Source organism: Acidovorax sp. SUPP950 (genome assembly GCF_030158935.1).
Taxonomy (GTDB): domain Bacteria; phylum Pseudomonadota; class Gammaproteobacteria; order Burkholderiales; family Burkholderiaceae_C; genus Paracidovorax.
In genome coordinates this window covers 119,895-144,240 of record NZ_BQXE01000003.1, presented here as the reverse complement: position 1 = coordinate 144,240, position 24,346 = coordinate 119,895, and the positions used below count along the sequence as shown (strand labels likewise).

Here is a 24,346-nt window from a genome sequence, read left to right as displayed (position 1 = left end):
ACCTCGCGCGGCACTAGTCCTGCAGCAGCTGCCCCGCCAGCGCCGCCGCAGCGGTGCGGGTCTCCACGCCCAGCTTTTCGAAGATGTGCTCCAGGTGCTTGTTCACCGTGCGCGGGCTCATGCCCAAAATATCAGCGATGTCGCGGTTGGTCTTGCCCTTGGCGAGCCACGACAGCACCTCGGTCTCTCGCGGGGTAAGCGCCACGGGCGGCAACCGCGGCGCGGCGGCGCCTGCGGCCGGGCCCTGGCTGAGCAGCAGCATCGACTCGGCCAGGCCGCTCGCGCCCAGGTGACGGGCCTGCAGCTGGAGGCCGCCGGGCAGGGGCGTGCTGGCTTCGCCCTGCCGCTGGGCCTGCGCCAGCCAGCGCGCGGGGTCGCCCGCAGTGGCGTCGCCGTGCCCGCCGAAGGCGGCCTCCAGCCAGCGCGTGGCCTGCGGCGAGCGCCAGGCGATGCGGTCCTGGCCATCGAGCACGACCACACCCAGACCCGCCACGTCCACGGCCTCGCGCGCCAGCCGGGCGGCCTGCGCGTTGGCCACGTGGGTGGCCAGGCGGGCCATCACCTCGGGAATGCGCAGGGGCTTGACCACATAGTCCACGCCGCCGCTGGCAAAGCCGCGCAGGATCTGCTCGGTCTCCGACAGTCCGGTCATGAAGACGATGGGCACGTGCGCCCACGGCGGCGTGGCCTTGATGCGGCGGCACAGCGCGAAGCCGTCGGTGCCCGGCATCACCGCATCGAGCAGCACGCCGTCGGGCACGGTCACCTCGAAGCGCTCGATGGCCTCGTCGGCATCGCGCGCGGCCAGCACGGCATAGCCTTCGCCTGCCAGCGCATCGCACAGCATGCGCAGGGTGTCCAGCGCATCGTCCACCACCAGGATGACACGGCGCGGGGCGGCGGCCTGCACGCTGTCAGGGGAGTTCGTCATGTTCGGGTTCTCGCAGAAGGTGGGCCAGGGCGTCGAAGTCGAAGCGGTCCGCGCAGGCCTGCAGCTGCGCCAGCGCGGCGGCATGGCCGGGCAGACCGTCGCGTGCGCTGCGCAGCCGCTCGCGCACGGCGGCGGCCTGGCCCTGCCGCGCCAGGCGGTTCAGGTCTTCGCGCAGGTCGGCGGGCAGGGTGTGGGGCGGCGGCGCGGGGCTGGCGGGTGGCGAGCCCTGCGAGGCAGGGGCCTTGGCCGGCGTGTTGTCGTGCACCCACTCCAGCTGCAGCGCCGCCTGCAGGGCCTGCAGCAGTTCCGATTCGATGATGGGCTTGCCCACGAAACCCTGGCACTGGGCGGCGGCCAGCCGCGCGGGCTCGTTGTCGAACTGGTTGGCCGAGACGAAGACGATCGGCAGCGCCGCCGCCGGGCGCAGCGCCCGCAGCAGGGCGGCCGTCTGCCAGCCGTCGAGGTCGTCCATGGTGATGTCCAGCAGCACGAGGTCGGGAGGCGCCTGCCGCACGATCTCCAGGCATTCGCGGCCGCTGGCGGCCTCGCGCACGGTGAACCCCAGCGGCACCAGCAACCCGGCCAGCAGCTGGCGCTGCAGCGGCTGGTCGTCCACCACCAGCAGCGTGCGGCGCGGCGCGATGTGGCCGATGACGGGCCGCAGGGCCACGGCGTGCGTGGGGCGCCAGGCCGGGTCGGGGGAGATGCCGGGCAGGTACAGCCGCACGGTGAAGGTGCTGCCCTGCCCGTGCCGGCTGGTCACGGTGAGCTGGCCCCCCATGAGTTCGGTGAGCAGGTGCGTGATGGTGAGGCCCAGGCCCGTGCCCGCCTCGCTCGCGCGGCGCCCGGCGCTGCCGCGCTCGAACGGCAGGAAGATGCGCTCCAGGTCCTGCGGCTCGATGCCGATGCCGGTGTCGATCACCTCGATGCGCGAGACGTGCGGGCGAAAGTCCAGGCGCAGCCGCACCTCGCCCTGCTGGGTGAAGCGCACGGCGTTGGACAGCAGGTTGATGAGGATCTGGCGCAGCCGCTTTCCATCGGCCCGGATCCAGTCCGGCACGGTGCCCAGCGTCTCCACCACGAAGGCCAGGCCCCGGGCCTCGGCCTGCGGGCGCAGCATGCCTTCGACGTTGCGGATCAGCTCGGCCAGCGGCAGCGGCGCCAGGTCCAGCCGCAGCCGGCCCGCCTCGATGCGGGCCAGTTCGAGCGAGCCGTCGATCAGCGCGTGCATGTGCTGGCCGCTGTGCTGCATGGTGGACAGCGTCTCGCGCATCCAGCCGTCGGTCTCGGGGTTCTTGAGCAGGATCTGCGTGTAGCCGAGGATGCTGTTGAGCGGCGAGCGCAGCTCGTGCGTCATGCCGGCCACGTAGCGCGTCTTGGCCATGCTGGCGGATTCGGCCCGGTCCTTGGCGGCCTGCAGCTCGGCATCGGTGCGCTTATGGGCTTCGATCTCCTGCAGCAGCAGCAGCGTCTGCCGCTCGGACTCGTCCTGCGCCATGCGCCGGCTGTCGGTGCTGAGCACCACCCACCAGGCGCACACGGCCGCCAGCAGGGACAGCAGGGCGAACACCTTCAGGAACGAGGTGCGCAGGAACTGGGCCGGTGTCTCCAGCCCCTCCTGCACATAGACCACGCCCACCAGGAACGCCATCACCGCGCACAGCGACACCAGCACCATCAGGTACTGGCCGAGGCGGAAGTTCACCCGGGCCGCCCAGGTGCGCGGCAGCAGCAGCGCGGCCACCGCGCGCAACTGGTCGGCCGCGCGCGAGCCGGTCTTGCAGCGGTCGTGGCAGCGCGATTCGAGCGAGCAGCACAACGAGCAGATGGGCGCGCCGTAGGCCGGGCAGCGGGCCATGTCCTCGGACTCGAACGGGTTCTCGCACACGGCGCAGCGCACGGACTCGCCGGGCTTCCACAGCGTGTCCGGCATGCGGGCCAGGTAGTAGCGCCCGCCGGTGGCCCAGGCCAGCAGCGGCGACAGCGCCATCGACAGCGCCAGCGCGATGAAGGGAGAGAACGCGGCCGCATGGTCGCCCAGCAGGCCGGCGTAGGCGCAGCAGGCCACGGCGGCGGCCAGCACCATGGCCCCCAGGCCCACCGGGTTGAAGTCATACAGGTGCGCCCGCCGGAACTCGATGCCCCGGGGCGACAGGCCCAGCGGCTTGTTGATGACGAGATCGGCCACCAGCGCGCCCACCCAGGCGATGGCCACGTTGCTGTACACGGCCAGCACCTTCTCCAGCGCGCCGAAAACGCCCAGCGTCATCAGCAGCGTGGCGATGCCCACGTTGAACACCAGCCACACCACGCGTCCCGGGTGGCTGCGCGTGATGCGGGCGAAGAAATTGGACCAGGCGAGCGAGCCCGCGTAGGCATTGGTCACGTTGATCTTCACCTGCGAGACCACCACGAACACCACCGTGACCGCCACGGCCAGGCCCGGCAGCCCCAGCGCCTGCATGACCTGCTGAAAGCCGGCCAGGAACATCTGCGTGGGCTCGGCCGCGCGGTGCGTTCCCACCTCGAACTGCAGCGCGGCGAAGGCGAGGAACGCGCCGCCCGCCATCTTGAGCATGCCCATCACGATCCAGCCCGGGCCGGCCACCAGCACCGCGCCCCACCAGCGCCAGCGGTTGGCGGCGGTGCGCTCGGGCAGAAAGCGCAGGATGTCCACCTGCTCGCCGATCTGCACCACCAGGGAGAAGATCACTGCCGCCGCGGCACCGAACATGAGCGGATCGAACTGGCTGCTGCCGCTCTTGAGGCCCGACAGCCCCGCGAAGTCGCGGTACAGCTGCGGCTGCGCGAGCGCGATCCACACGAAGGGCAGCAGCAGCAGGAAGAGCCACAGCGGCTGCGTCCACGCCTGCAGCCGGGAGATGAGCGTGATGCCGCGCATGGCCAGCGGCAGGATCACGAGGGACGACAGCACATAGCACCACTGCAGCGGCCAGTCCACCACCATCTGCAGTGCCAGCGCCATGATGGCGGCCTCCAGCGCGAAGAAGATGAAGGTGAACACCGCGTAGATCAGCGAGGTGATGGTGGAGCCCAGGTAGCCGAAGCCCGCGCCGCGCGTGAGCAGGTCCATGTCCAGCCCGTAGCGCGCCGCGCAGTAGGCGATCGGCAGGCCGGTGAGAAAGATCAGCACGCCCACCGCCAGGATGGCCCACATCGCATTGGCGAAGCCGTAGTTGAGCGCAATGGCGCCGCCGATGGCTTCGAGCGCCAGGAACGACAGCGAGCCGAACGCCGTGTTGGCCACGCGCCATTCGCTCCAGCGCCGAAAGCCCTTGGGCGTGTAGCGCAGCGCGTAGTCCTCCATCGTCTCGTCGGCCACCCAGGCGTTGTATTCGCGGCGGAACCGAAAAATGGTCTGCGGCGCGGTCTGGGGGGTGGGCGGTGCGATCGGGGCCATGCCGGGCCTGCATGCAAGAAACGTTCTTGTCCGCGCCTTGCGCCGGGGCCGGGTGGGCGGCTACGTCAATTGACGTATGGGCGCGCAGCAGGGTTGTCCCTAATCTTGGCCCCAGCGCGGAACCACCGACGCCGTCCAACCACCCCGTATTGCCTGTTGCAAGGAGCGCTCCCATGAAGCACCCCCTCGATCCGAATGTCTCCCCCCTCCTGGCCGCGGATGCGGGCCGCCGCCGGCTGCTGCAGGCCATGGGGGCCGCCTCGGTGGCGGGTCTGCCCGCATGGTCCTTCGCGCAGCCCACGGCGCAGGTCAACACCACCAAGCTGGCGGTGACGGACACCGAGGTCACCGTGGGCCAGCTGCATTCGGCGACCGGCACCATGGCCATCTCGGAGACGGGATCGATCCAGGCCGAGCAGCTCGCCATCGACCAGATCAACGCCATGGGCGGCGTGCTGGGCCGCAAGATCAAGGTCATCAAGGAAGATGGCGCCTCCGACTGGCCCACCTTCGCCGAAAAGTCCAAGAAGCTGCTCATCAACGACCACTGCGCCGCCGTGTTCGGCTGCTGGACCAGCGCATCGCGCAAGGCCGTGCTGCCCGTGTTCGAGAAGGAGAACGGCCTGCTGTACTACCCCACGTTCTACGAGGGCCTGGAGCAGTCCAAGAACGTGATCTACACCGGCCAGGAGGCCACGCAGCAGATCCTGTACAGCCTGGAATGGGCCAAGACCGAGAAGAAGGCCAAGACCTTCTTCCTGATCGGCTCGGACTACATCTGGCCGCGCACCTCGATGAAGATCGCACGCAAGCACGTGGAGAACTTCCAGAAGGGCAAGGTCGTGGGCGAGGAGTACTACCCGCTGGGCAGCACCAACTTCGGCTCGCTCATGAACAAGATCAAGGTGCAAAAGCCCGACTGCCTGTTCGTCGCCGTCGTGGGCGGCTCCAACGTGGCGTTCTACAAGGCGCTCAAGGCGGCGGGCATCACGGGCGACAAGCAACTGTTGGTGACGCTGTCGGTCACCGAGGACGAGATGACCGGCGTGGGCGGCGAGAACTTCGCGGGCTTCTATTCGTCGATGAAGTATTTCCAGTCGCTGGACAACGAGAACAACAAGAAGTTCGTGGCTGCCTTCAAGGCCAAGTACGGCCCCAATGCGGTGATCGGCGACGTCACGCAGGCGGGCTACCTGGGCCCCTGGCTGTGGAAGGCCGCGGTCGAGAAGGCCAAGAGCTTCGACGTGGACAAGGTGGTGGCCGCATCGCCGGGCATCGAACTCAAGACCGCGCCCGAGGGCTACGTGAAGGTGGACGCCAACCACCACCTGTGGAGCAAGTCGCGCATCGCGCAGGGACTGCCGGACGCCACGTTCAAGGTGGTGGCCGAATCGCCCGAACTCATCAAGCCCGATCCCTTCCCCAAGGGATACCAGTGACCACCCCCTGAGGCGCTGCGCGCCTTCCCCCTCTCTCGCTGCGCGGGAGGGGACGACACCTTCGGTGCGGGGCGACCCTTCCTCGGTGTCCCCGGCATGAGGCCGCGCCGGTCGTCAGTCCCGCACCTGGTGCGGACCGTTGTGAGGGCGGCACTGCCGCATCGGGTTTTTTCCTTTGATGGGCTTGCACGCAGGAGCTGCACCATGACCTTTTCCGAAATGATGAACATCGGCCTGATGCAGGGCTTCGCCGGCCTGAGCCTGTTCGCCGTGCTGCTGCTCATGGGCCTGGGGCTGGCGATCATCTTCGGCCAGATGGGCGTCATCAACATGGCGCACGGCGAGTTCATGACCATCGGCGCCTACACCATCTACCTGGGCTCCACGCTCGCGTCCACGCACGCGCCGCAGTGGATGCCGTTCTATTTCCCGCTGGCCATCGCCGCAGCCTTCGGCTTCGCGTTCATCGCGGGCTGGCTGGTGGAGTGGGGCCTGATCCGCCACCTGTACAAGCGCCCACTCGACACCCTGCTCGCCACCTGGGGCATCAGCCTGGGGCTGCAGCAGTGCTTTCGCACCTTCATCGGCCCCAAGGAAGTGAGCCCGACCCTGCCTGACTGGCTGCTCGGATCGTGGGCGCCCGCCGAGGGGCTGGACATTCCCATCAACGGCCTGTTCGTGCTGGCGCTCACGCTGGTGGTGACGGCGGGCGTGCTGCTCGCGCTGCACAGGAGCCGCTGGGGCCTGCGTGTCCGCGCCACGGTCAGCAACCGGGTGATGGCCAACGCCATCGGCATCGATACGAAGAAGACCGACCGACTCACCTTCGCCATCGGTTGCGGTATCGCGGGGGTGGCGGGCGCCGCGTTCACCACCATCGGCTCCACGGGGCCCACCTCGGGCTCGCTTTACATCGTCGATGCGTTCCTCGTCGTCACCTTCGGCGGCGCGGCGAGCCTGCTGGGCACGGTGGTGTCGGCCTTCGGCATCGCGCAGACGCAGTCGATCACCGAGTTCTTCCTGGCCGGCTCCATGGCCAAGGTGATCACGCTGTCGCTGATCGTGCTGATCCTGATGGTGCGGCCGCAGGGCCTGTTCGCCTCGAAGGTGCGCCGCTGAGCGCGCGCCCACTGCTTTGCCCCCACCCTGCACCCACCGGAGTCGTCCCATGAATGCCCTCAAAGCCTGGATCCTGCGCTACCAGTTGGCCAGCCTGGTGCTGCTCACGGTGCTGCTGGCCGTGGTGCTGCCGCTCGCCCTGGACATCTTCCGGCTGAACCTCGTGGGCAAATACCTCACGTATGCCTTCGTGGCCATCGGCCTGGTGATGGTGTGGGGCTATGGCGGCGTGCTCAGCCTGGGGCAGGGCGTGTTCTTCGGTCTGGGCGGCTATGCCATGGCGATGTTCCTCAAGCTCGAAGCCTCCGACCCCGTGAGCACCAGGATCCAGTCCACGCCCGGCATCCCCGACTTCATGGACTGGAACCAGATCACCGAGCTGCCCGCCTTCTGGGTGCCTTTCAAGAGCCTGCCGTTCGCGCTGGCGGCCGTGATCGTGGTGCCCACGCTGCTGGCCTGGATCGTGAGCTTCGCCATGTTCAAGCGCCGCGTGGGCGGGGTCTACTTCGCCATCATCACGCAGGCGGTGGCGCTGATCTGCACGGTGCTCATCATCGGTCAGCAGGGCTACACGGGCGGCGTGAATGGCATGACCGACCTGAAAACCCTTTGGGGATGGGACACGCGCACCGACAGCGCCAAGTACATCCTGTACTACGTGTGCGTGGCACTTTTGGTGCTGTCCATCGTGCTGTGCCGCTTCATCCAGACCAGCAAGCTGGGCACGCTGCTGCTGGCCATGCGCGACAAGGAAGACCGCGTGCGCTTCTCGGGCTACGACGTGGCCAATTTCAAGGTCTTCACCTTCTGCCTGGCGGCGGCGCTCTCCGGCATCGGCGGTGCGCTGTTCACGCTGCAGGTGGGTTTCATGTCGCCCAGCTTCGTGGGCATCGTGCCATCCATCGAGATGGTGATCTACGCCGCCGTGGGGGGGCGCATGAGCCTGGTGGGCGCGGTGTACGGCACGCTGCTGGTGAACGCGGGCAAGACGTACTTCTCGGAAAGCTTTCCCGACCTGTGGCTGTTCCTCATGGCGGGGCTGTTCATTGGCGTGACCATGGCCTTCCCGCTGGGGCTGGCCGGCCTGTGGGAAAGCCGCATCGTGCCCTGGTGGAAGGGCCGCCGCGAGGCCCTGCGCCAAGCGGCGGTGCCCGCGCCGCAGGCCGCCGCGGCACGCAGTGCCGCGGTGGACACCGAGCCGGCGGCACGCGAGCCCGGCCTGCCCGAAGGCACCCGCCGCCAGAGCGCCTGAGCGCACGCAACCGGAGCACCTCCCATGAGCAACACCGACTTCGCCCTGGCCGTGGAAGACCTGACCGTCTCGTTCGACGGCTTCAAGGCCATCGACACCCTCACGCTGTACGTCGACAGGAACGAGCTGCGCGTGATCATCGGCCCCAACGGCGCGGGCAAGACCACGCTGCTGGACCTGATCTGCGGCAAGACGCGCGCCACCAGCGGCAGCATCAAGTTCAAGAACGAGGAGCTGACGCGCATGGCCGAGCACAAGCGCGTGCGGCTGGGCATCGGCCGCAAGTTCCAGACGCCGTCCATCTACGAGAACCTGTCGGTCTTCCAGAATCTGGAGGTGTCCTATCCCACCGGGCGCACCGTGTTCGGCGCGCTGGCCTTTCGCTGCACCAGCGCGGTGAAGGAGCGGGTGCAGGACGTGGCCGACGACATTGGCCTGGGCGGGCTGCTCGCCACCGAGGCCGGCCTGCTCTCGCACGGCCAGAAGCAATGGCTGGAGATCGGCATGCTGCTGATGCAGGAGCCCGAGCTGCTGATGCTGGACGAGCCCATCGCCGGCATGAGCGCGCGCGAGCGCGAGCTCACGGCCGAGCTGCTGCAGCGCATCTGCAGGAACCGCGCGGTGATCGTGATCGAGCACGACATGGAGTTCGTCAAGCGCATCGCGCACAAGGTCACCGTGATGCACCAGGGAAAGATCCTGGCCGAAGGGTCGATGGACAAGGTCCAGAACGACCCCAAGGTGATCGACGTGTACCTCGGCCACTGAGACGCGCCGCTGCCCTTTGCCCACGCCTTGAGTTTTCTGGAGCCTCAATCCATGCTGAAAGTCACAGACCTGCACGTCGCCTATGGGCAGAGCGAAGCGCTGCACGGCATCTCGTTCGAGGGCCGCGCCAACGAAACCGTGGCCATCATGGGCCGCAACGGCATGGGCAAGACCACGCTGTTCAAGAGCCTGATGGGCGTGATGCCGGTCAAGAGCGGCTGCATCACCGTGGCCGGCCAGGAGGTGACGCGGGACGAGAGCTTTCGGCGCGTGGCCAAAGGCATCGCCTACGTGCCGCAGGGCCGCATGATCTTCCCCACGCTGACGGTGGAGGAGAACATCCAGACCGGCCTGGAGAACTCGAAGACCCGCCAGATCCCCGAAGAGATCTATGCGCTGTTCCCCGTGCTGTGGGACATGCGCCGTCGCAAGGGCGGCAATCTTTCGGGCGGGCAGCAGCAGCAGCTGGCCATCGCCCGTGCGCTGGTGACCGATCCCAAGGTGCTGCTGCTGGACGAGCCCACCGAGGGCATCCAGCCTTCGATCATCAAAGACATCGCCCGCGCCCTCAACGAGATCCGCAAGCTGCGCCAGATCACCATCGTGGTGAGCGAGCAGGTGCTCTCGTTCGCCATGGACGTGGCCGACCGCCTGTTCGTGATCGAAGGTGGCCGCCTGGTGCATGAAACCGCCCGCGCTGACACCGACCAGCAGCGCATCAAGGCCTACCTGTCCGTGTGAACGGCCACGGTCCGCGACGGATTTTTCGTTCCTCCCCTCTCGCCTTCTCTTCCCTTCACTTTCCAGGAGCACGCCATGGCTGAAACCCTCATCCACGTCGATCTGAGCCAATCGCCGACCCAGAACGAGAACATCCACAACCGCTGGCACCCCGACATTCCGATGGCCTGCTGGGTGAATCCGGGCGACGATTTCATTCTGGAAACCTTCGACTGGACCGGCGGCTTCATCAAGAACAATGACAGCGCCGACGACGTGCGCGACATTGACCTGACCACGGTGCACTACCTCTCGGGCCCGGTGGGCGTCAAGGGTGCGGAGCCGGGCGACCTGCTGGTGGTGGACCTGCTCGACATCGGCGCCAAGCAGGACAGCCTGTGGGGTTTCAATGGCTTCTTCTCCAAGAAGAACGGCGGCGGCTTCCTGACCGAGCATTTCCCCGAGGCGCAGAAATCGATCTGGGACTTCAAGGGCATGTTCACCAGCTCGCGCCACATCCCGGGCGTCAACTTCGCCGGCCTGATCCACCCCGGCCTGATCGGCTGCCTGCCCGACAAGAAAATGCTCGACCTCTGGAACGAGCGTGAGCAAAAGCTCATCGACACCGATCCCACCGCCGGCCTGGCCAACCCCCCCTCGGCCGGCACCGCCCACATGGGCCGCCTGACTGGCGAGGCCAAGGCCAAGGCCGCGGCCGAAGGCGCGCGCACCGTGCCGCCGCGCGAGCACGGCGGCAACTGCGACATCAAGGACTTGTCGCGCGGATCGAAAGTGTTCTTCCCGGTCTATGTCGACGGCGCGGGCCTCTCGGTGGGCGACCTGCATTTCAGCCAGGGCGACGGCGAAATCACGTTCTGCGGCGCGATCGAAATGGCCGGCTGGGTGCACATGAAGGTCACCCTCATCAAGGGCGGCATGGCGAAGTACGGCATCAAGAACCCGATCTTCAAACCCAGCCCCATCGTGCCGACCTACAACGATTATTTGATCTTCGAAGGCATCTCGGTCGACGAGGCGGGCAAGCAGTACTACCTGGACGTGAACGTGGCCTACCGCCAGGCCTGCCTGAACGCGATCGAATACCTGAAGAAGTTCGGATACAGCGGCGCCCAGGCGTATTCGATCCTGGGAACAGCCCCGGTGCAGGGCCACATCAGCGGCGTGGTCGATGTGCCCAACGCCTGCGCCACGCTGTGGCTGCCGACGCAGATCTTCGAGTTCGACATCAACCCGAACGCCAGCGGCCCGGTGAAGATGCTGGACGGCAGCATCGACATGCCGCTGTCGCCCGACCTCGTCTGATTCCCTCCACGACAGGACACCGCGCCATGCCCACTTACGACTACCAGTGCGCCACGTGTGGCGGCTTCGATGCCCTGCGCAGCCTGGCGCTGCGCAACGAGCCCGCTGCCTGCCCCCGGTGCAGCGCTGCCTCCCCCCGCGTCTTCGCCAGCGCTCCCCGGCTGGCCTGCGTGAGCCCGGAGCAGCGCCGTGCGTTCGACACCAACGAGCGGGCGCAGCATGCGCCGCGCTCCTCCCGCAACGGTGACGAAGGCAGTTACGGGCGGATGCGCCATCCGGCGGGGTGCGGCTGCTGCGGCTCTGGCAAGCGCAGCGCCACGGTGACGGCGGCGAGCGGAGCGAAGGCGTTTCCGTCCAAGCGGCCCTGGATGATCAGCCACTAGGTGACCGGGACGTAGGCGAGCCGTGGGGTACCGCCCCATGGCCCACGCATGACCAAAACGACGGGGGCCGCGGCCCACAGAAAGCGCAGCTGCGCTGTTGTCTTACCCCTGGGCGGTGCCTGTTGCGACACATTTCGCCCATGGCAAATCGTGTGGCAAGGTGGGTTGAGCCCTGGCGCCTGTCGGCTTGCGGCCGCCGGGCTGGACTGGCGTGGCTGCCGCTTCTCGCGGCACTGGCCGGCTGTGAAGGCCGTCATGATCTGGCTTCCAGCGGATGCCTGCCGCTGCGTGCGCCGGCCCGTGTGGTGCTGCTGCAGGAATCCGGCCTCTACCAGGTGCGCGATGCGCCGACGCTCGTGCTCTCACCGCATCCGCGCGATACGGCGAACGACCGCTTTCACGGCCTGCAGCGGGTCCGCACGCTGCCGCCCGGGACGCCGCTGGAGATCACGCGCCTGGAGCAGGCCTGGGGTTTGGACGTGGGCAAAGGGCGCATCAGTGCGTTCGGCACGTCGCCGCAGGGCGAACCCTTCGAGTACGGTTGGGGTGGCGGCACGCAGATCGGCCGCGCGCCCTGGGAGCCGGCCTCCGTTGCGCCACTTCGGGCGGTGCGGTGCGGCGATTGAACCGCTCACTCAGAAAGACAAAGGAGCACAGATGGCATTTTCTTTTCGCAGCGCTGCATGCATGGCGGTCTTGGCCACAGCGGCCCCGGCTTTCGCCCAGAGCGTTCTGTACACCGCGCGCCCGGCCATCGGGCTGAGCGTGAGCGACAAGATGGCGACCCGCCAGCCGCGTGTGGAGTTCACCGTGACCATGCCGGACGGGAAGACGACCACCGCGACCGCCGAGCCCCAAGGGGGCGGCGAGCGTGCCGGGACCGTGCACTATCCCAGCGATTTCGGCAACGCGGGCACCCGCGTGGGCGATTACACCTGGGTGGCTCGTATCGGCGGCAAGGTGGTGCTCGACGGACGTTTCAGCTATCGGCCGACGCCCGAGGGGCAGCTGCTGTTCGTTCCCCGATAGAGGCGGTCCGATCCGGCGGCCATGAAGAAAAAGCGCCTGCCCACATTGCGGTGGGCAGGCGCTTTCGAAACCGGCCAGCCCTTGTGCAAGGGCCGGCGCTTTCTCACGCGGATCAGGCGGTCACGGCAGCCAGCGCCGCATTCAGCGTGGCGCTGGGGCGCATTACGGCCTCGGTCTTCTTCGGGTCGGGCAGGTAGTACCCGCCGATGTCTGCCGGCTTGCCCTGCACGTCCGCCAGTTCACCGACGATCTTCTGCTCGTTGTCGGCCAGCGTCTTGGCCAACCCGGCGAACTTGGCGGCCAGGGCCGTGTCCTCGGTCTGCGCGGCCAGTTCCTGGGCCCAGTACAGGGCCAGGTAGAACTGGCTGCCGCGGTTGTCCAGCTGGCCGGTCTTGGGGCTGGGGTTCTTGTTGTTGTCCAGCAGCTTGCCGGTGGCGGTGTCCAGCGTCTTGGCCAGCAGGGTGGCTTGCTGGTTGCCGGTCTTCAGGCCTAGGTCTTCCAGGCTGACGGCCAGGGCCAGGAACTCGCCCAGCGAATCCCAGCGCAGGTGGTTTTCTTCCACCAGTTGCTGCACGTGCTTGGGCGCCGAGCCACCAGCGCCCGTTTCGTACATGCCGCCGCCGGCCATCAGGGGCACGACGGACAGCATCTTGGCGCTGGTGCCCAGTTCCATGATGGGGAACAGGTCGGTCAGGTAGTCGCGCAGGATGTTGCCAGTGACGCTGATCGTGTCCAGGCCGCGGATCACGCGCTCCAGCGTGTAGCGCATTGCGCGCACCTGGCTCATGATCTGGATGTCCAGGCCGGTCGTGTCGTGGTCCTTCAGGTAGGTTTTCACCTTCTTGATGACCTCGTTCTCGTGCGGGCGGTACGGGTCCAGCCAGAACACGGCGGGCATGCCGGAGTTGCGGGCGCGGGTCACGGCCAGCTTCACCCAGTCGCGGATCGGCGCGTCCTTCACCTGGCACATGCGCCAGATGTCGCCTTCTTCCACGTTCTGGCTCAGCAGCACTTCGCCCGTCGCCAGATCGACGATGTTGGCCACGCCGGCTTCAGGCACTTCGAACGTCTTGTCGTGCGAACCGTACTCTTCGGCCTGCTGGGCCATCAGGCCTACGTTGGGCACGGTGCCCATGGTCTTGGGGTCGAAGGCACCATGCCATTTGCAGAAGTTGATGATCTCCTGGTAGATGCGGGCGAAGGTGCTCTCGGGGATCACCGCCTTGGTGTCCTTCAGGCGGCCGTCGGCGCCCCACATCTTGCCGCCGTTGCGGATCATGGCGGGCATCGAGGCATCGACGATGACGTCGTTGGGCGAGTGGAAGTTGGTGATGCCCTTGGCCGAATCGACCATCGCCAGCTCGGGGCGGTTTTCGTGGCAGGCGTGCAGGTCGCGCTTGATCTCGTCCTGCTTGCTCTGGGGCAGCGTGGCGATCTTGTTGTACAGATCGACCATGCCGTTGTTCACGTTCACGCCCAGTTCTTCGAACAGCTGCGCATGCTTGGCGAAGGCTTCCTTGTAGAAGATGCGCACGGCGTGGCCGAAGACGATCGGGTGCGACACCTTCATCATCGTCGCCTTGACGTGCAGCGAGAACATCACGCCGGTCTTGTGCGCGTCCTCGATCTCCTTTTCGTAGAACTCGAGCAGGGCCGTCTTGCTCATGAACATGCTGTCGATGATCTCGCCGTCCTTCAGCGACACCTTGGGCTTGAGCACCGTGGTCTTGCCGCTCTTGCCGACCAGTTCCATCTTCACGTCGCGCGCCTTGTCGAGCGTGATCGACTTTTCGCCGTGGTAGAAGTCGCCGTGGTGCATGTGCGAGACGTGCGAGCGCGATGCTTGGCTCCATTCGGCCATGCTGTGCGGGTTCTTGCGGGCGTATTCCTTGACGGCCTTGGGTGCGCGGCGGTCGGAGTTGCCTTCGCGCAGGACCGGGTTCACCGCGCTGCCGATGCACTTGTTGTAGCGGGCGCGGATGTCCTTTTCTTCGTCGGTCGTCGGATTTTCGGGATAGTCGGGAATCGCATAGCCCTTGCCCTGCAGTTCCTTGATGGCCGCCACCAGCTGCGATACCGATGCGCTGATGTTGGGCAGCTTGATGATGTTGGCGTCAGGCGAGAGCGTCAGCTTGCCCAGGGCGGCCAGGTTGTCGGGCACGCGCTGTGCCTCGGTCAGGCGCTCGGGAAACTGGCCCAGGATGCGGCCGGCGACCGAGATGTCGCTGGTCTCCACGTGGATGCCCGCTGGGGCCGCGAAGGTCCGCACGATCGGCAGAAAGGCGGCGGTCGCCAGGGCGGGGGCTTCGTCGGTCAGCGTGTAGATGATGGTCGGTTGCGTCGTGCTCATTCGCTTGCGTTCCTTGGGAAGGGGTGACAGATCAGCCGGTGATTTTCGCGCTTTCTGAAGGCAGTCGGCACAGATGCCCCTCAGCGCCGTTCGGGGCAGGTGCTCACACGCCCGATCACGGGCACGAAAGGGGTGCCCGCTGGACGCGCTGCTGCAGGCTCACGCGCGCGGTGCGGATACCCTCGTTACCAGCCAGATGCCGCCGCACACCAGCACCAGGGCCACCGCGTTGCGCCATTCGAGGAGGCTTTCTTCCAGGAACCAGGCCGACAGCAAGGTGCCGAACACGGGCACCATGAAGTTGAACGCGGTGATGAGGCTCACCCGGTTGTGCTTGAGCAGCAGGCTCCAGATCGAGATGGCCAGCGACGACAGCACCACCAGATAGGCCAGCAGCGATGACGAGGCCCACGTCACCTCGCCCAGCGCCCCCCCCAAGGCATAGCCGAGCGCCAGCAGCACCAGTCCGCCGATGGTCAACTGGTAGGCCGTCATCACGATGGGGTCCATCCCCTGGGAAATGCGCTTGCCGTAGACGCCGCCCAGCGCCAGCACCAGGGCGGCGATCACCACGAAACCTTCGCCCAGCAGGGCGAACTCGAAATCGGTCAGCGTTCCGGCCAGCCCGGCGCCGAGGTTGACCGCCATGACCCCCGCGAAGCCCACGATGCAGCCCCAGGCCTTGGCATGGCTGATGCGGTCGTTGTGGTACAGGAAATGCGCCAGCAGCACGCTGAAGAAGGTGCCGGTGGCGTTCATGATCGACGCCTTCACCCCCGTCGTGTTCGCCACGCCGATGTAGAAGAAGATGTACTGCAGCGTGGTCTGCAACAGACCCAGCAGCGCCAATTGGCCCCACGCCCGGGCCGGCCAGCCGCTGATCTGCCGGCCGCTGGCGGCCACCCAGGCCAGCAGCGCCAGGCCCGCCAGAGCGAAGCGCCAGCCGGCGAACACGAGCTTGGAGGGGGTGTCGCTGCTGTCGATGCCGAACAGCGCGTAGCCATTCTTGATCGCCGGGTACGAGCTGCCCCAGAGCAGGCAGCAAAACAACGCCAGCAGGAAGACGTTCCTGCGTTGCGCTAGTGGGGAGATAGGGGGCGACATGGCTTCTTTCCAGGCGGGGCGGTGCCCCAAAATGGTGAATTTTGCACAAGTTGTACGACAACTCTGCATGTAAATATCCTGACTTGGCCGAATGTGGCCTCTTTTAGAGTATTTTTGCTCCTTATTGTCCGATGACTATCCGAAACCGCAGTGAACTGGCCTCGGGAGCCGATCACAAGGCATGGGCCCACCTCCGACGGCCCTGCGGCGGCATCGACGTGAGTACGGAAGGACTGCTTCGGCAGTTTCAGGAAACCCTGGCTGCTTTTCAAGCCTTGTCGATAATGCGGCGCAATGCGACTGACGTTCGTTCCGCTCCTCCTGTCCTGCTGCACGCTGGCGGCCGTGTCCGGCTGCACCAGCCCGCCCGCGCCCCATGGCGAGGTCAAAGGCGCGTCTGCGAATGGCAGCGAATTGGGGCAGTCCGACGTGAACCGCATGGCGACGCTGGCCATGCGCGAGAACCTGGACAGCCTCTACCGGCTGATGGACAAGCTCTACCGCCGCAACCCTGCCGAATGGCGCAAGACCAGCGCCGTGGGCCGCGAGCAGGCCATGGAGCAGGTCCGCACCACCATCGAAAAGGGCGGGGTCTGGGCGCCCTTGCAGGGGCGGCGCGACATCGCGGCGATGGCTGCGGCCCTGGCGCCCGAATTCGCGGGCGACCGCGTGGCGGCGTTCATCTATGCCACGGCCGACATGCTGATCACCGCGCACGACGGAAGGATCGAGTTCTTCCTGCTCGACAGCCTGGATGCCCAGCACCTGTACAACGCGGCGCGCAATGTGGAGATCGCCGTGTGGATGCTCTCGCAGCGCCGCACCGCGGCGGGCCAGCCGCTGCTGCTGGCCGACGAGATCGGTCCGCAGGGGCGCAATCTGAGCTTCGAGCGCGAGTTCGGCAAGATCATCGGCCGGCTCGACCTGCTGTCGGCGGTGGCCACCGAAAAGTACCGCCGTGCCGCCATCACCTATGTGCAGGGGCTGGTGGGTGGTTCTTTCCTGCAGTTCTTGCCGGTGCGATGAATCAGAGGGTGAAGGTGGGCGCCGCTGCCCGTGCTGCTCACTTGAACATGTCGGCCGAAAAGCTCTGGCGGAACCATTTCATGGCGTTGACCATGAGGGCGCCTGACGAACGGATGCTTGCCAGGAAGCGGTTGATCTCGTCCTTCAGCCGTGCTTCGTTTTGCCGAAGGCCGATGTAGCACGGGCTCTCTTTGAGGAGCGCCACCTGGTGCACACGGGTGCGCAGACCGACATCCTTGATGGATTCCACCAGCACGTTGCCACCCGCGAAGAATTCGAAATGGCCTGCGGCATAGGCGTCCAGCAACGCGGCGCTGCCTTTGAATCCCTGGATTTTCGCGGTTGGCAGGAATGCCCGGACCAGGGATTCCTCCAGGCTGTTTTCCGCCGCTCCGACGACCGGGGCTGGCAGTTTCAGCAATTCGTCGCGGCTCAATTTCTGCTGGCTGAAGACACCGAGGTAGGTCGGGGCGTAGACACTGGAGAAGTCGATGTTTTTCTCGCGCTCGGGCGTCTTGCCCAGGCTGGAGATGATGATGTCGACGCGGTCTTCCAGCAGTGCCGCCAGCCGGTCCCCGCTGGGCACCGGCACCATCTGCGGCGACACGCCCAGGTGCATCGAAAGCATCTTGGCGATGGAAATGTCGAAGCCCGCCAGCTCGCTGCCCTGCGGAAAGCCGAACGGTGGGAAGTCCTGTGGGACCGCCACGCGAAGGACCCGGGCGGAGCGGATGCGCTCCAGCTGATCCCGATGTTCGGCGGCCGCCAGCGGACCCGACAGGCCCAGGGCCAGAATGGAGCCGCACACCAGGCGGCGGCGTTGCAGAATCTCACCGGCCCACAGGCTGGGCGTTGCACCATCGAAGGGCGATTGCATGGGAGGGCTCCTTCCTGGGAAGTGGCCAAGCACTTTCCATGCCGCTGTCCGGAGAACCCGCTCGGGGGGCGGGGCGCGGTGAGGGCCCGGTCGCAGGGCGCGTAAAATCCGGCCGCCCCCGAGGAGCGTTGCAGCGCCTGCCGATCAACCGGCTCAACCAGGCGTCAGGCTCGGGCGGCGATGGCCCCACTGTCCAACGACGCTCGCCTGTTCCCAACTACCGATTGCGCAGGTGAGCCTGATGTCCGCCCCCCTTATCCCGCCTCCCATGAAGCTCTCGGGCCTCGAACCGGTTTCCATCGGCGAGGGCACGCTGTTCGTCAACATCGGCGAGCGTACCAACGTCACCGGCTCCAAGGCCTTCGCCCGCATGATCCTGAACGGCCAGTACGAAGAGGCCCTGGCCGTCGCGCGCCAGCAGGTGGAAAACGGCGCGCAGGTCATCGACATCAACATGGACGAGGCCATGCTCGACAGCAAGGCGGCCATGGTGCGCTTCCTGCAGTTGATCGCCTCCGAGCCCGACATCGCCCGCGTGCCCATCATGGTGGACTCCTCCAAGTGGGACGTGATCGAGGCCGGCCTGCGCTGCATCCAGGGCAAGGGCATCGTCAACTCCATCTCCATGAAAGAGGGCGTGGAGAAGTTCAAGCACGAGGCGCGCCTCGTGAAGCGCTATGGCGCCGCCGCCGTGGTGATGGCCTTCGACGAGGTGGGGCAGGCCGACACCTACGAGCGCAAGATCGAGATCTGCGAGCGGGCCTACCGCGTGCTGGTCGACGAGGTGGGCTTTCCGCCCGAGGACATCATCTTCGACCCCAACATCTTCGCGGTGGCCACCGGCATCGAAGAGCACAACAACTACGCGGTCGATTTCATCGAGGCCGTGCGCTGGATCAAGCAGAACCTGCCGGGCGCCAAGGTCTCGGGCGGCGTGTCGAACGTGAGCTTCAGCTTCCGCGGCAACGACCCGGTGCGCGAGGCCATCCACACCGTGTTCCTGTACCACGCCATCCAGGCCGGCATGGACATGGGCATCGTCAACGCAGGCATGGTCGGCGTGTACGACGACCTGGAGCCCACCTTGCGCGACCGCGTGGAAGACGTGGTGCTCAACCGCCGCCCCGACGCCGGCGAACGCCTGGTCGAGGTGGCCGAGACGGCCCGCAGCGGTGCCAAGGACGAGAGCAAGCGGCTCGAATGGCGCGGTACGCCCGAGCATCCGAAGACCGTGGGCGAACGCCTGTCGCACGCGCTGGTGCACGGCATCACCGACTTCATCGTGGAAGACACCGAAGAGGCCTACCAGGCCATCGTCGCCAAGGGCGGGCGGCCGCTGCACGTGATCGAAGGCCCGCTCATGGACGGCATGAACGTGGTGGGCGACCTGTTCGGTGCGGGCAAGATGTTCCTGCCGCAGGTGGTCAAGAGCGCCCGCGTGATGAAGTCCGCCGTGGCCCACTTGATCCCCTACATCGAGGAAGAAAAGCGCCAGGACGAACTGGCCGGCCGCGACGTGCGCAGCAAGGGCAAGATCATCATCGCCACCGTGAAGGGCGACGTGCACGACATCGGCAAGAACATCGTCACCGTGGTCCTGCAGTGCAACAACTTCGAGGTGGTGAACATGGGCGTGATGGTGCCCTGCCACGAGATCCTGGCGCGCGCCAAGGTCGAGGGCGCGGACATCGTGGGCCTGTCAGGCCTGATCACGCCCAGCCTGGAAGAGATGCAATACGTGGCCGGCGAGATGCAAAAGGACGAGCACTTCCGCATCAAGAAGATCCCGCTGCTCATCGGCGGTGCCACCACCAGCCGTGTGCACACCGCCGTCAAGATCGCGCCGCATTACGAAGGCCCCGTGGTCTACGTGCCCGATGCGTCGCGCAGCGTGAGCGTGGCGCAGAGCCTGCTGGGCGACGGGGCCGACCACTACGTGCAGGAGCTGAACGCCGACTACGACAAGGTGCGCACCCAGCACGCCAACAAGAAGCAGACGCCCCTGTGGCCGCTGGCGAAGGCCCGCGCCAACCGCACGCCCATCGACTGGTCGGCCTACCGCCCGGCCACGCCGCGCCTGCTGGGGCGGCGCATGTTCAAGAACTTCGACCTCAACGAGCTGGCCCGGTACATCGACTGGGGACCGTTCTTTCAGACCTGGGACCTGGCCGGCCCGTACCCTGCCATCCTGACCGACGAGGTGGTGGGCGAGCAGGCCACGCGCGTCTTCGCCGACGGCAAGGCCATGCTGCGCCGGCTGGTGGAGGGCCGCTGGCTGAGTGCCAGCGGCGTGCTGGCGCTGTACCCGGCCAACAGCGTGGGCGACGACATCGAGTTCTACACCGACGAATCGCGCACCGAGGTTGCCATGACCTGGTACGGCCTGCGCCAGCAGACCGAAAAGCATGTGATCGATGGCGTGCCGCGCCCCAGCCGGTGCCTGGCCGACTTCGTGGCGCCCAAGGGAAGCGGCGTGGCCGACTACGCGGGCTTGTTCGCCGTCACGGCGGGCCTGGGCGTGGAGAAGAAGGAGCAGGCCTTCGTCGATGCGCTGGACGACTACTCGGCCATCATGCTCAAGAGCCTGGCCGACCGCCTGGCCGAAGCCTTTGCCGAATGCCTGCACCACCGCGTGCGCACCGACCTGTGGGGCTATGCGGCCGGCGAGCAGTTGAGCAACGACGACATGATCGCCGAGAAGTACCAGGGCATCCGCCCCGCGCCCGGCTACCCGGCCTGCCCGGACCACAGCGCCAAGAGCGAACTGTTCCGCGTGCTGCAGTGCGGCGAGATCGGCATGGGCCTCACCGAAAGCCTGGCCATGACGCCCGCCGCCAGCGTGAGCGGCTTCTACATCGGGCATCCCGAGAGCCAGTACTTCAACGTCGGCAAGATCGGCGAAGACCAGGTGCACGACCTGGCCACGCGGCGTGGCATGGACGAAGGCATCCTGCAGCGCCTGCTCGCACCCAACCTCTGATCGGCGGCGGCGTCACGGCGGTGCCCCCGCCGCGTCACGCGGACGTCACTCTGGCGCCACAGTCGGCGGGAAGAATGAAGGACTTCATTCCTTCCCTTCTTCCTACGCCATGACCATCCCTCTGCAGCGCTCGCCGCTGCCTCTGGTCGGCCGCCCGTTGCCGGGCGCCAGCGCGCTCTTTCTTGCCCTGCTGCTGGCGGGCTGCGGCGGCAGCGGTGGCACGGATGCCACCGTTCCCGCCGCGACGGCCACATGCGCCAGTCCGGACACGCACTGCGCGCCCAAGCCCTGAACGGGGCAGCCCCCCGGAACCCCGCTCACGGACAAGAAAGACTCCTCCAAATGACCGTCGATTCCTCCAAACGCAATTTCCTCACGACCGCGCTCGGCGTGGGCGCGGCTTCGGCCACGCTGACCGCCTTCCCTCCAGCCATCCGGCGTGCCATGGCCATTGAGGCGCACAACGCCACCGGCACCATCCAGGACGTGCAGCACGTCGTCCTGCTGATGATGGAGAACCGCTCGTTCGATGGGTACTTCGGCACCTTCAAGGGCGTGCGCGGCTTCGGTGACCGCTTCCCGATCCCGACGCCCAACGGCCGCAACGTTTTCTACCAGACCTACACCAAGACGTCGCCGGCCAGCACATATGTGCCCTACCGCCTGGACGAAGCCAAGGGCAACGCGCAGCGCGCCGGCAGCACGCCCCACACCTGGGTGGACTCGCAGGCGGCCTGGGACCACGGGCGCATGTCCCAGTGGCCCGATGCGAAGCTGCCCTTGTCGATGGGCTACTACGAAACGGCGGAGGTGCCGTTCCAGCGCGCGCTGGCCGACGCCTTCACGCTGTGCGACCACTACCACTGCGGCATGCACACCGGCACCATCGCCAACCGGCTTTTCTACTGGACCGGCACCAACGGCCCGAACGGCGTCAGCCCCATCGACGGCTCCAGGGTCCGCGTCGCGGGCCTGAACAACCAGTTCAACGGTGGCAACGACATCGGCGCCTCCACCGACGGCTGGACCTGGACCACCTACGCGGACCGCCTGGAGAAAGCGGGCGTGAAATGGAAGGTGTACCAGAGCCTGATCGACAACTTCGGCTGCAACGAGATGATGGGCTTTCGCCACTGGCGCGCCGAGATCGAGAAGATGCCCGCGGACCGCAAGCCGATCTACGTCGCCAAGACCGACATCACGCAGCCGGTCGATCTGGCCGGACCGTTCTACAACGCCAGGATCGATGATCCGCTGAGCCCGTTGGCCAAGGGCTTCGGCAACACCATGCCGCAGGGCTTTCTGGAGACGTTCCGCGAGGACATCCGCCAGGGCACGCTGCCGGCGGTGTCGTGGATCATTCCGCCTTCGGTCTACAGCGAGCACCCCGGGCCATCGAGTCCCGCACAGGGCGGCTGGTACGTGCAGGAGGTGCTGGACGCGCTCACGGCCAACCCCGAGGTCTGGAGCAAGACCGTGCTGCTGATCAACTACGACGAGAACGACGGCTTCTTCGACCACCTGCCTTCGCCCGCCGCGCCGTCGCGCAATCCCGATGGCAGCCTGGCCGGTGCCTGCACGCTGCCCGCCGCCGACGTGGCGGTGGAGTACCACGACTTCCAGCCCGCCACGCCGAGCCAGCCGGCGGCCGACGGCAAGCCCTATGGCCCGGGCCCGCGCGTGCCGATGTGGGTGGTGTCGCCCTGGAGCCGGGGCGGCTGGGTCAATTCGCAGGTGTTCGACCACACCTCCACCCTGCTGTTCCTGGAAAAGCGCTTCGGCGTGGCCGAGCCGCAGGTCAGCCCCTACCGCCGCGCGGTCTGCGGCGACCTGACGAGCTGCTTCAACTTCGTCAACCCCAACAGCGAAACCTTGCCGACCCTCGCGGGCCGCACCAACAAGGTCGCGGTGGACGCGCGGGTGGCGGCGCAGGCCCAGGCTGCCAAGCTGCCCCAGCCCACGGCCACGGCCGATGCCGCCCTGCCGGTGCAGGCCGAAGGCGTGCGGCCCTCGCGGGCGCTGCCCTATGAGCTGCACACCACGGCCCAGGCCAGCGCCGGTGCCGGCACGGTCACTTTGCTGTTCGCCCACACCGGCAAAGCGGGCACCGCGGCGGCGGTGTTCCACGTGTACGACAAGAACCACCTCGACCGCATTCCGCGGCGCTACGTCGTGGAGGCCGGCAAGGCCCTGAGCGGCGTCTGGAACGCCGCAGCCGATGGCGGGCGGTACGACCTGTGGGTGCTCGGTCCCAACGGCTACCACCGCGAGTTCATCGGCGACCTGCAGCAGCAGGGGGCCACCGGTGGCCCCGAGGTGCAGGTCTGCTACGAGCTGTGCGAGCCGCCGCAGGTTCGGGTCAAGCTCTACAACCGCAGCAGCAGCGCAATGACGTTCTCCGCCGAGGCACGGGCCTATCGCGGCGACGGGCCCTGGACGCGCAGCGTGGCGCCCGGCGGCGTGGAGGAACTCGCCTGGCCCCTGGGCGACAGCGGCAACTGGTACGACTTCGTGGTGCGCTGCAGTGCGGCGCCTGCGTTCCAGCGCCGCTTCGCCGGCCGCATCGAGACCGGCAAGGACTCGGTGTCCGACCCTGCCATGGGCCACGCTGGCTGAGGCTGCAGGCGGACTGGCGAACTGTTCCGACACCTGGCCGCGCGGCCCTGGTGTGCAATGGGCGCCATGTCCCCATCGTTCCTCACGCCATGGATCGAGCGCGCGAAAGCGCTCGCCAGCCCCATCATGCCGCTGGTGCGGGCGGCCAATCTCTGGCTGGATGCGGACGGCCTGCGCATGAGCGCGGCGATGTCGTTCTACGGCCTGCTGAGCCTGGCGCCGGTGCTGCTCCTGCTGGTGGGGGTGCTGGGCTGGTGGATCGACAAGTCCTACCTGGAAAGCACCATGGTCAGCCAGGTGCGCGGCGTGATGGGCGACCGCGTGGCCGAAGTGGTGCAACTGGCGCTGTCCAGCGCGCGGGCGCCGTCGGAAGGGCGGATCGCTTCCATCGTTGGCTTCGTGCTGTTGCTGTCCGGCGCCACGGGCGTGTTCGTGGAGCTGCAGTCGGCGCTGGAGCGGCTGTGGGCACGCGATTCAGCCCCGGCGCCGGAGCAGAAGGCGTGGTGGCGCATGGCTTCGCTGCGGGTGCGGGGGCTGGCCTATGTGCTGGCCATCGGTTTCCTGCTGCTGATCTCGCTGGTGGTGTCCACCGTGATTCACGTGGTGGCCACCTGGGCCAGCGCGCGGCTGCCCATGGCAACGGGCCCGCTGCTGCAGCTGGCGAACGAATTGGTCGCCTTCGGCATTGCCGTGCTGCTGTTCGTGGGGCTGATGCGCATCGGCGGCGGGCAGAAGCCGCCGCTCATCTGCCTGGTGTTCGGGGCGGTGGTGGGCGCCATCCTCTTCACCGTGGGCAAGCAGCTGCTGGCCCTGTACCTGGCCACCGCGGCGGTGGTTTCGGCGTATGGCGCTGCCGGCTCCCTGGTGGTGGTGCTGATGTGGATCTACTTTTCGTCGGCCGTGCTGCTGTTTTCCGCCAGTTGCGCGCGGGCCTTCCAGGAGGTGCGGGAGGAAAACCTGGAAGGGCCGCCGGCCCGGCATCGCTGAGGCGGCCGAGGGGCACTCGCA

At 67.1% G+C, this 24,346-nt stretch carries 19 protein-coding genes and 1 riboswitch; of the genes, 14 read left to right on the top strand and 5 right to left on the bottom strand.

Annotated elements, in window-relative coordinates; translation table 11 throughout:
• Positions 1-13: 13 nt before the first annotated feature.
• Positions 14-931, bottom strand: coding sequence for a response regulator transcription factor (locus tag AVME950_RS14440; protein WP_284430340.1), 918 nt, complete (start codon positions 929-931; stop codon positions 14-16).
• A complete protein-coding gene (locus tag AVME950_RS14435) occupies positions 915-4,352 on the bottom strand; it encodes a hybrid sensor histidine kinase/response regulator (protein WP_284430339.1) in 3,438 nt (1,145 codons plus the stop codon). The genes AVME950_RS14440 and AVME950_RS14435 overlap by 17 nt, the downstream gene beginning before the upstream one ends.
• Positions 4,353-4,525: 173 nt before the next feature.
• On the opposite strand from AVME950_RS14435, the gene urtA reads away from it, so the two are divergent.
• From urtA to AVME950_RS14390, 9 genes are all read left to right on the top strand, one after another.
• Positions 4,526-5,791, top strand: a complete 1,266-nt coding sequence (gene urtA / locus AVME950_RS14430; RefSeq protein WP_272549824.1) for an urea ABC transporter substrate-binding protein — start codon at positions 4,526-4,528, stop codon at positions 5,789-5,791.
• A gap of 204 nt (positions 5,792-5,995) precedes the next feature.
• The gene (urtB, locus tag AVME950_RS14425) at positions 5,996-6,910 is read left to right on the top strand and encodes an urea ABC transporter permease subunit UrtB (protein ID WP_284394685.1); all 915 of its coding nucleotides are present in this window, start codon (positions 5,996-5,998) and stop codon (positions 6,908-6,910) included.
• Between the two features lie 49 nt (positions 6,911-6,959).
• Entirely contained in the window at positions 6,960-8,162 is a 1,203-nt protein-coding gene (gene urtC / locus AVME950_RS14420; RefSeq protein WP_284430338.1) for an urea ABC transporter permease subunit UrtC, read from the top strand.
• Between the two features lie 24 nt (positions 8,163-8,186).
• Positions 8,187-8,930, top strand: coding sequence for an urea ABC transporter ATP-binding protein UrtD (gene urtD, locus AVME950_RS14415; protein ID WP_284410467.1), 744 nt, complete (start codon positions 8,187-8,189; stop codon positions 8,928-8,930).
• 51 nt (positions 8,931-8,981) lie between these two features.
• The gene (urtE, locus tag AVME950_RS14410) at positions 8,982-9,671 is read left to right on the top strand and encodes an urea ABC transporter ATP-binding subunit UrtE (RefSeq protein ID WP_284405725.1); all 690 of its coding nucleotides are present in this window, start codon (positions 8,982-8,984) and stop codon (positions 9,669-9,671) included.
• Between the two features lie 75 nt (positions 9,672-9,746).
• The gene (gene fmdA / locus AVME950_RS14405; protein ID WP_272566030.1) at positions 9,747-10,973 is read left to right on the top strand and encodes a formamidase; all 1,227 of its coding nucleotides are present in this window, start codon (positions 9,747-9,749) and stop codon (positions 10,971-10,973) included.
• 26 nt (positions 10,974-10,999) lie between these two features.
• Positions 11,000-11,356 (top strand): FmdB family zinc ribbon protein, encoded by a 357-nt coding sequence (locus AVME950_RS14400; protein ID WP_284430337.1) that lies wholly within the window; start codon positions 11,000-11,002, stop codon positions 11,354-11,356.
• 140 nt (positions 11,357-11,496) lie between these two features.
• Positions 11,497-11,982, top strand: coding sequence for a hypothetical protein (locus AVME950_RS14395; RefSeq protein WP_284430336.1), 486 nt, complete (start codon positions 11,497-11,499; stop codon positions 11,980-11,982).
• Between the two features lie 31 nt (positions 11,983-12,013).
• Positions 12,014-12,385: a hypothetical protein gene (locus tag AVME950_RS14390; protein ID WP_284430335.1), complete on the top strand. Its 372-nt coding sequence runs from the start codon at positions 12,014-12,016 to the stop codon at positions 12,383-12,385.
• A gap of 112 nt (positions 12,386-12,497) precedes the next feature.
• Here AVME950_RS14390 and AVME950_RS14385 read toward each other — a convergent pair whose 3' ends face one another.
• Entirely contained in the window at positions 12,498-14,735 is a 2,238-nt protein-coding gene (locus AVME950_RS14385; RefSeq protein WP_284430334.1) for an NADP-dependent isocitrate dehydrogenase, read from the bottom strand.
• Positions 14,736-14,894: 159 nt separating this feature from the next.
• Positions 14,895-15,839 carry a DMT family transporter gene (locus AVME950_RS14380; protein ID WP_284430333.1) on the bottom strand — a complete coding sequence of 315 codons (945 nt, stop codon included), beginning with the start codon at positions 15,837-15,839 and terminating at the stop codon, positions 14,895-14,897.
• Between the two features lie 294 nt (positions 15,840-16,133).
• On the opposite strand from AVME950_RS14380, the gene AVME950_RS14375 reads away from it, so the two are divergent.
• Positions 16,134-16,865, top strand: coding sequence for a hypothetical protein (locus AVME950_RS14375; RefSeq protein ID WP_284430332.1), 732 nt, complete (start codon positions 16,134-16,136; stop codon positions 16,863-16,865).
• A gap of 37 nt (positions 16,866-16,902) precedes the next feature.
• Here AVME950_RS14375 and AVME950_RS14370 read toward each other — a convergent pair whose 3' ends face one another.
• Complete coding sequence (locus AVME950_RS14370) at positions 16,903-17,742, bottom strand: transporter substrate-binding domain-containing protein (protein WP_284430331.1); 840 nt, start codon at positions 17,740-17,742, stop codon at positions 16,903-16,905.
• Between the two features lie 114 nt (positions 17,743-17,856).
• Positions 17,857-17,954, top strand: a riboswitch (S-adenosyl-L-homocysteine riboswitch).
• A 20-nt stretch (positions 17,955-17,974) separates the two neighbouring features.
• Between AVME950_RS14370 and metH the strand changes: the two genes are divergently transcribed.
• From metH to AVME950_RS14350, 4 genes are all read left to right on the top strand, one after another.
• On the top strand, positions 17,975-20,722 hold the full coding sequence (gene metH, locus AVME950_RS14365; protein WP_284430330.1) for a methionine synthase: 2,748 nt from the start codon (positions 17,975-17,977) through the stop codon (positions 20,720-20,722).
• Between the two features lie 109 nt (positions 20,723-20,831).
• Positions 20,832-21,014 (top strand): hypothetical protein, encoded by a 183-nt coding sequence (locus AVME950_RS14360; protein WP_284430329.1) that lies wholly within the window; start codon positions 20,832-20,834, stop codon positions 21,012-21,014.
• Between the two features lie 50 nt (positions 21,015-21,064).
• The gene (locus tag AVME950_RS14355) at positions 21,065-23,338 is read left to right on the top strand and encodes a phosphocholine-specific phospholipase C (protein ID WP_284430328.1); all 2,274 of its coding nucleotides are present in this window, start codon (positions 21,065-21,067) and stop codon (positions 23,336-23,338) included.
• Positions 23,339-23,404: 66 nt separating this feature from the next.
• Positions 23,405-24,325: a YihY/virulence factor BrkB family protein gene (locus AVME950_RS14350; RefSeq protein ID WP_502869412.1), complete on the top strand. Its 921-nt coding sequence runs from the start codon at positions 23,405-23,407 to the stop codon at positions 24,323-24,325.
• The last annotated feature ends 21 nt before the right edge of the window (positions 24,326-24,346 follow it).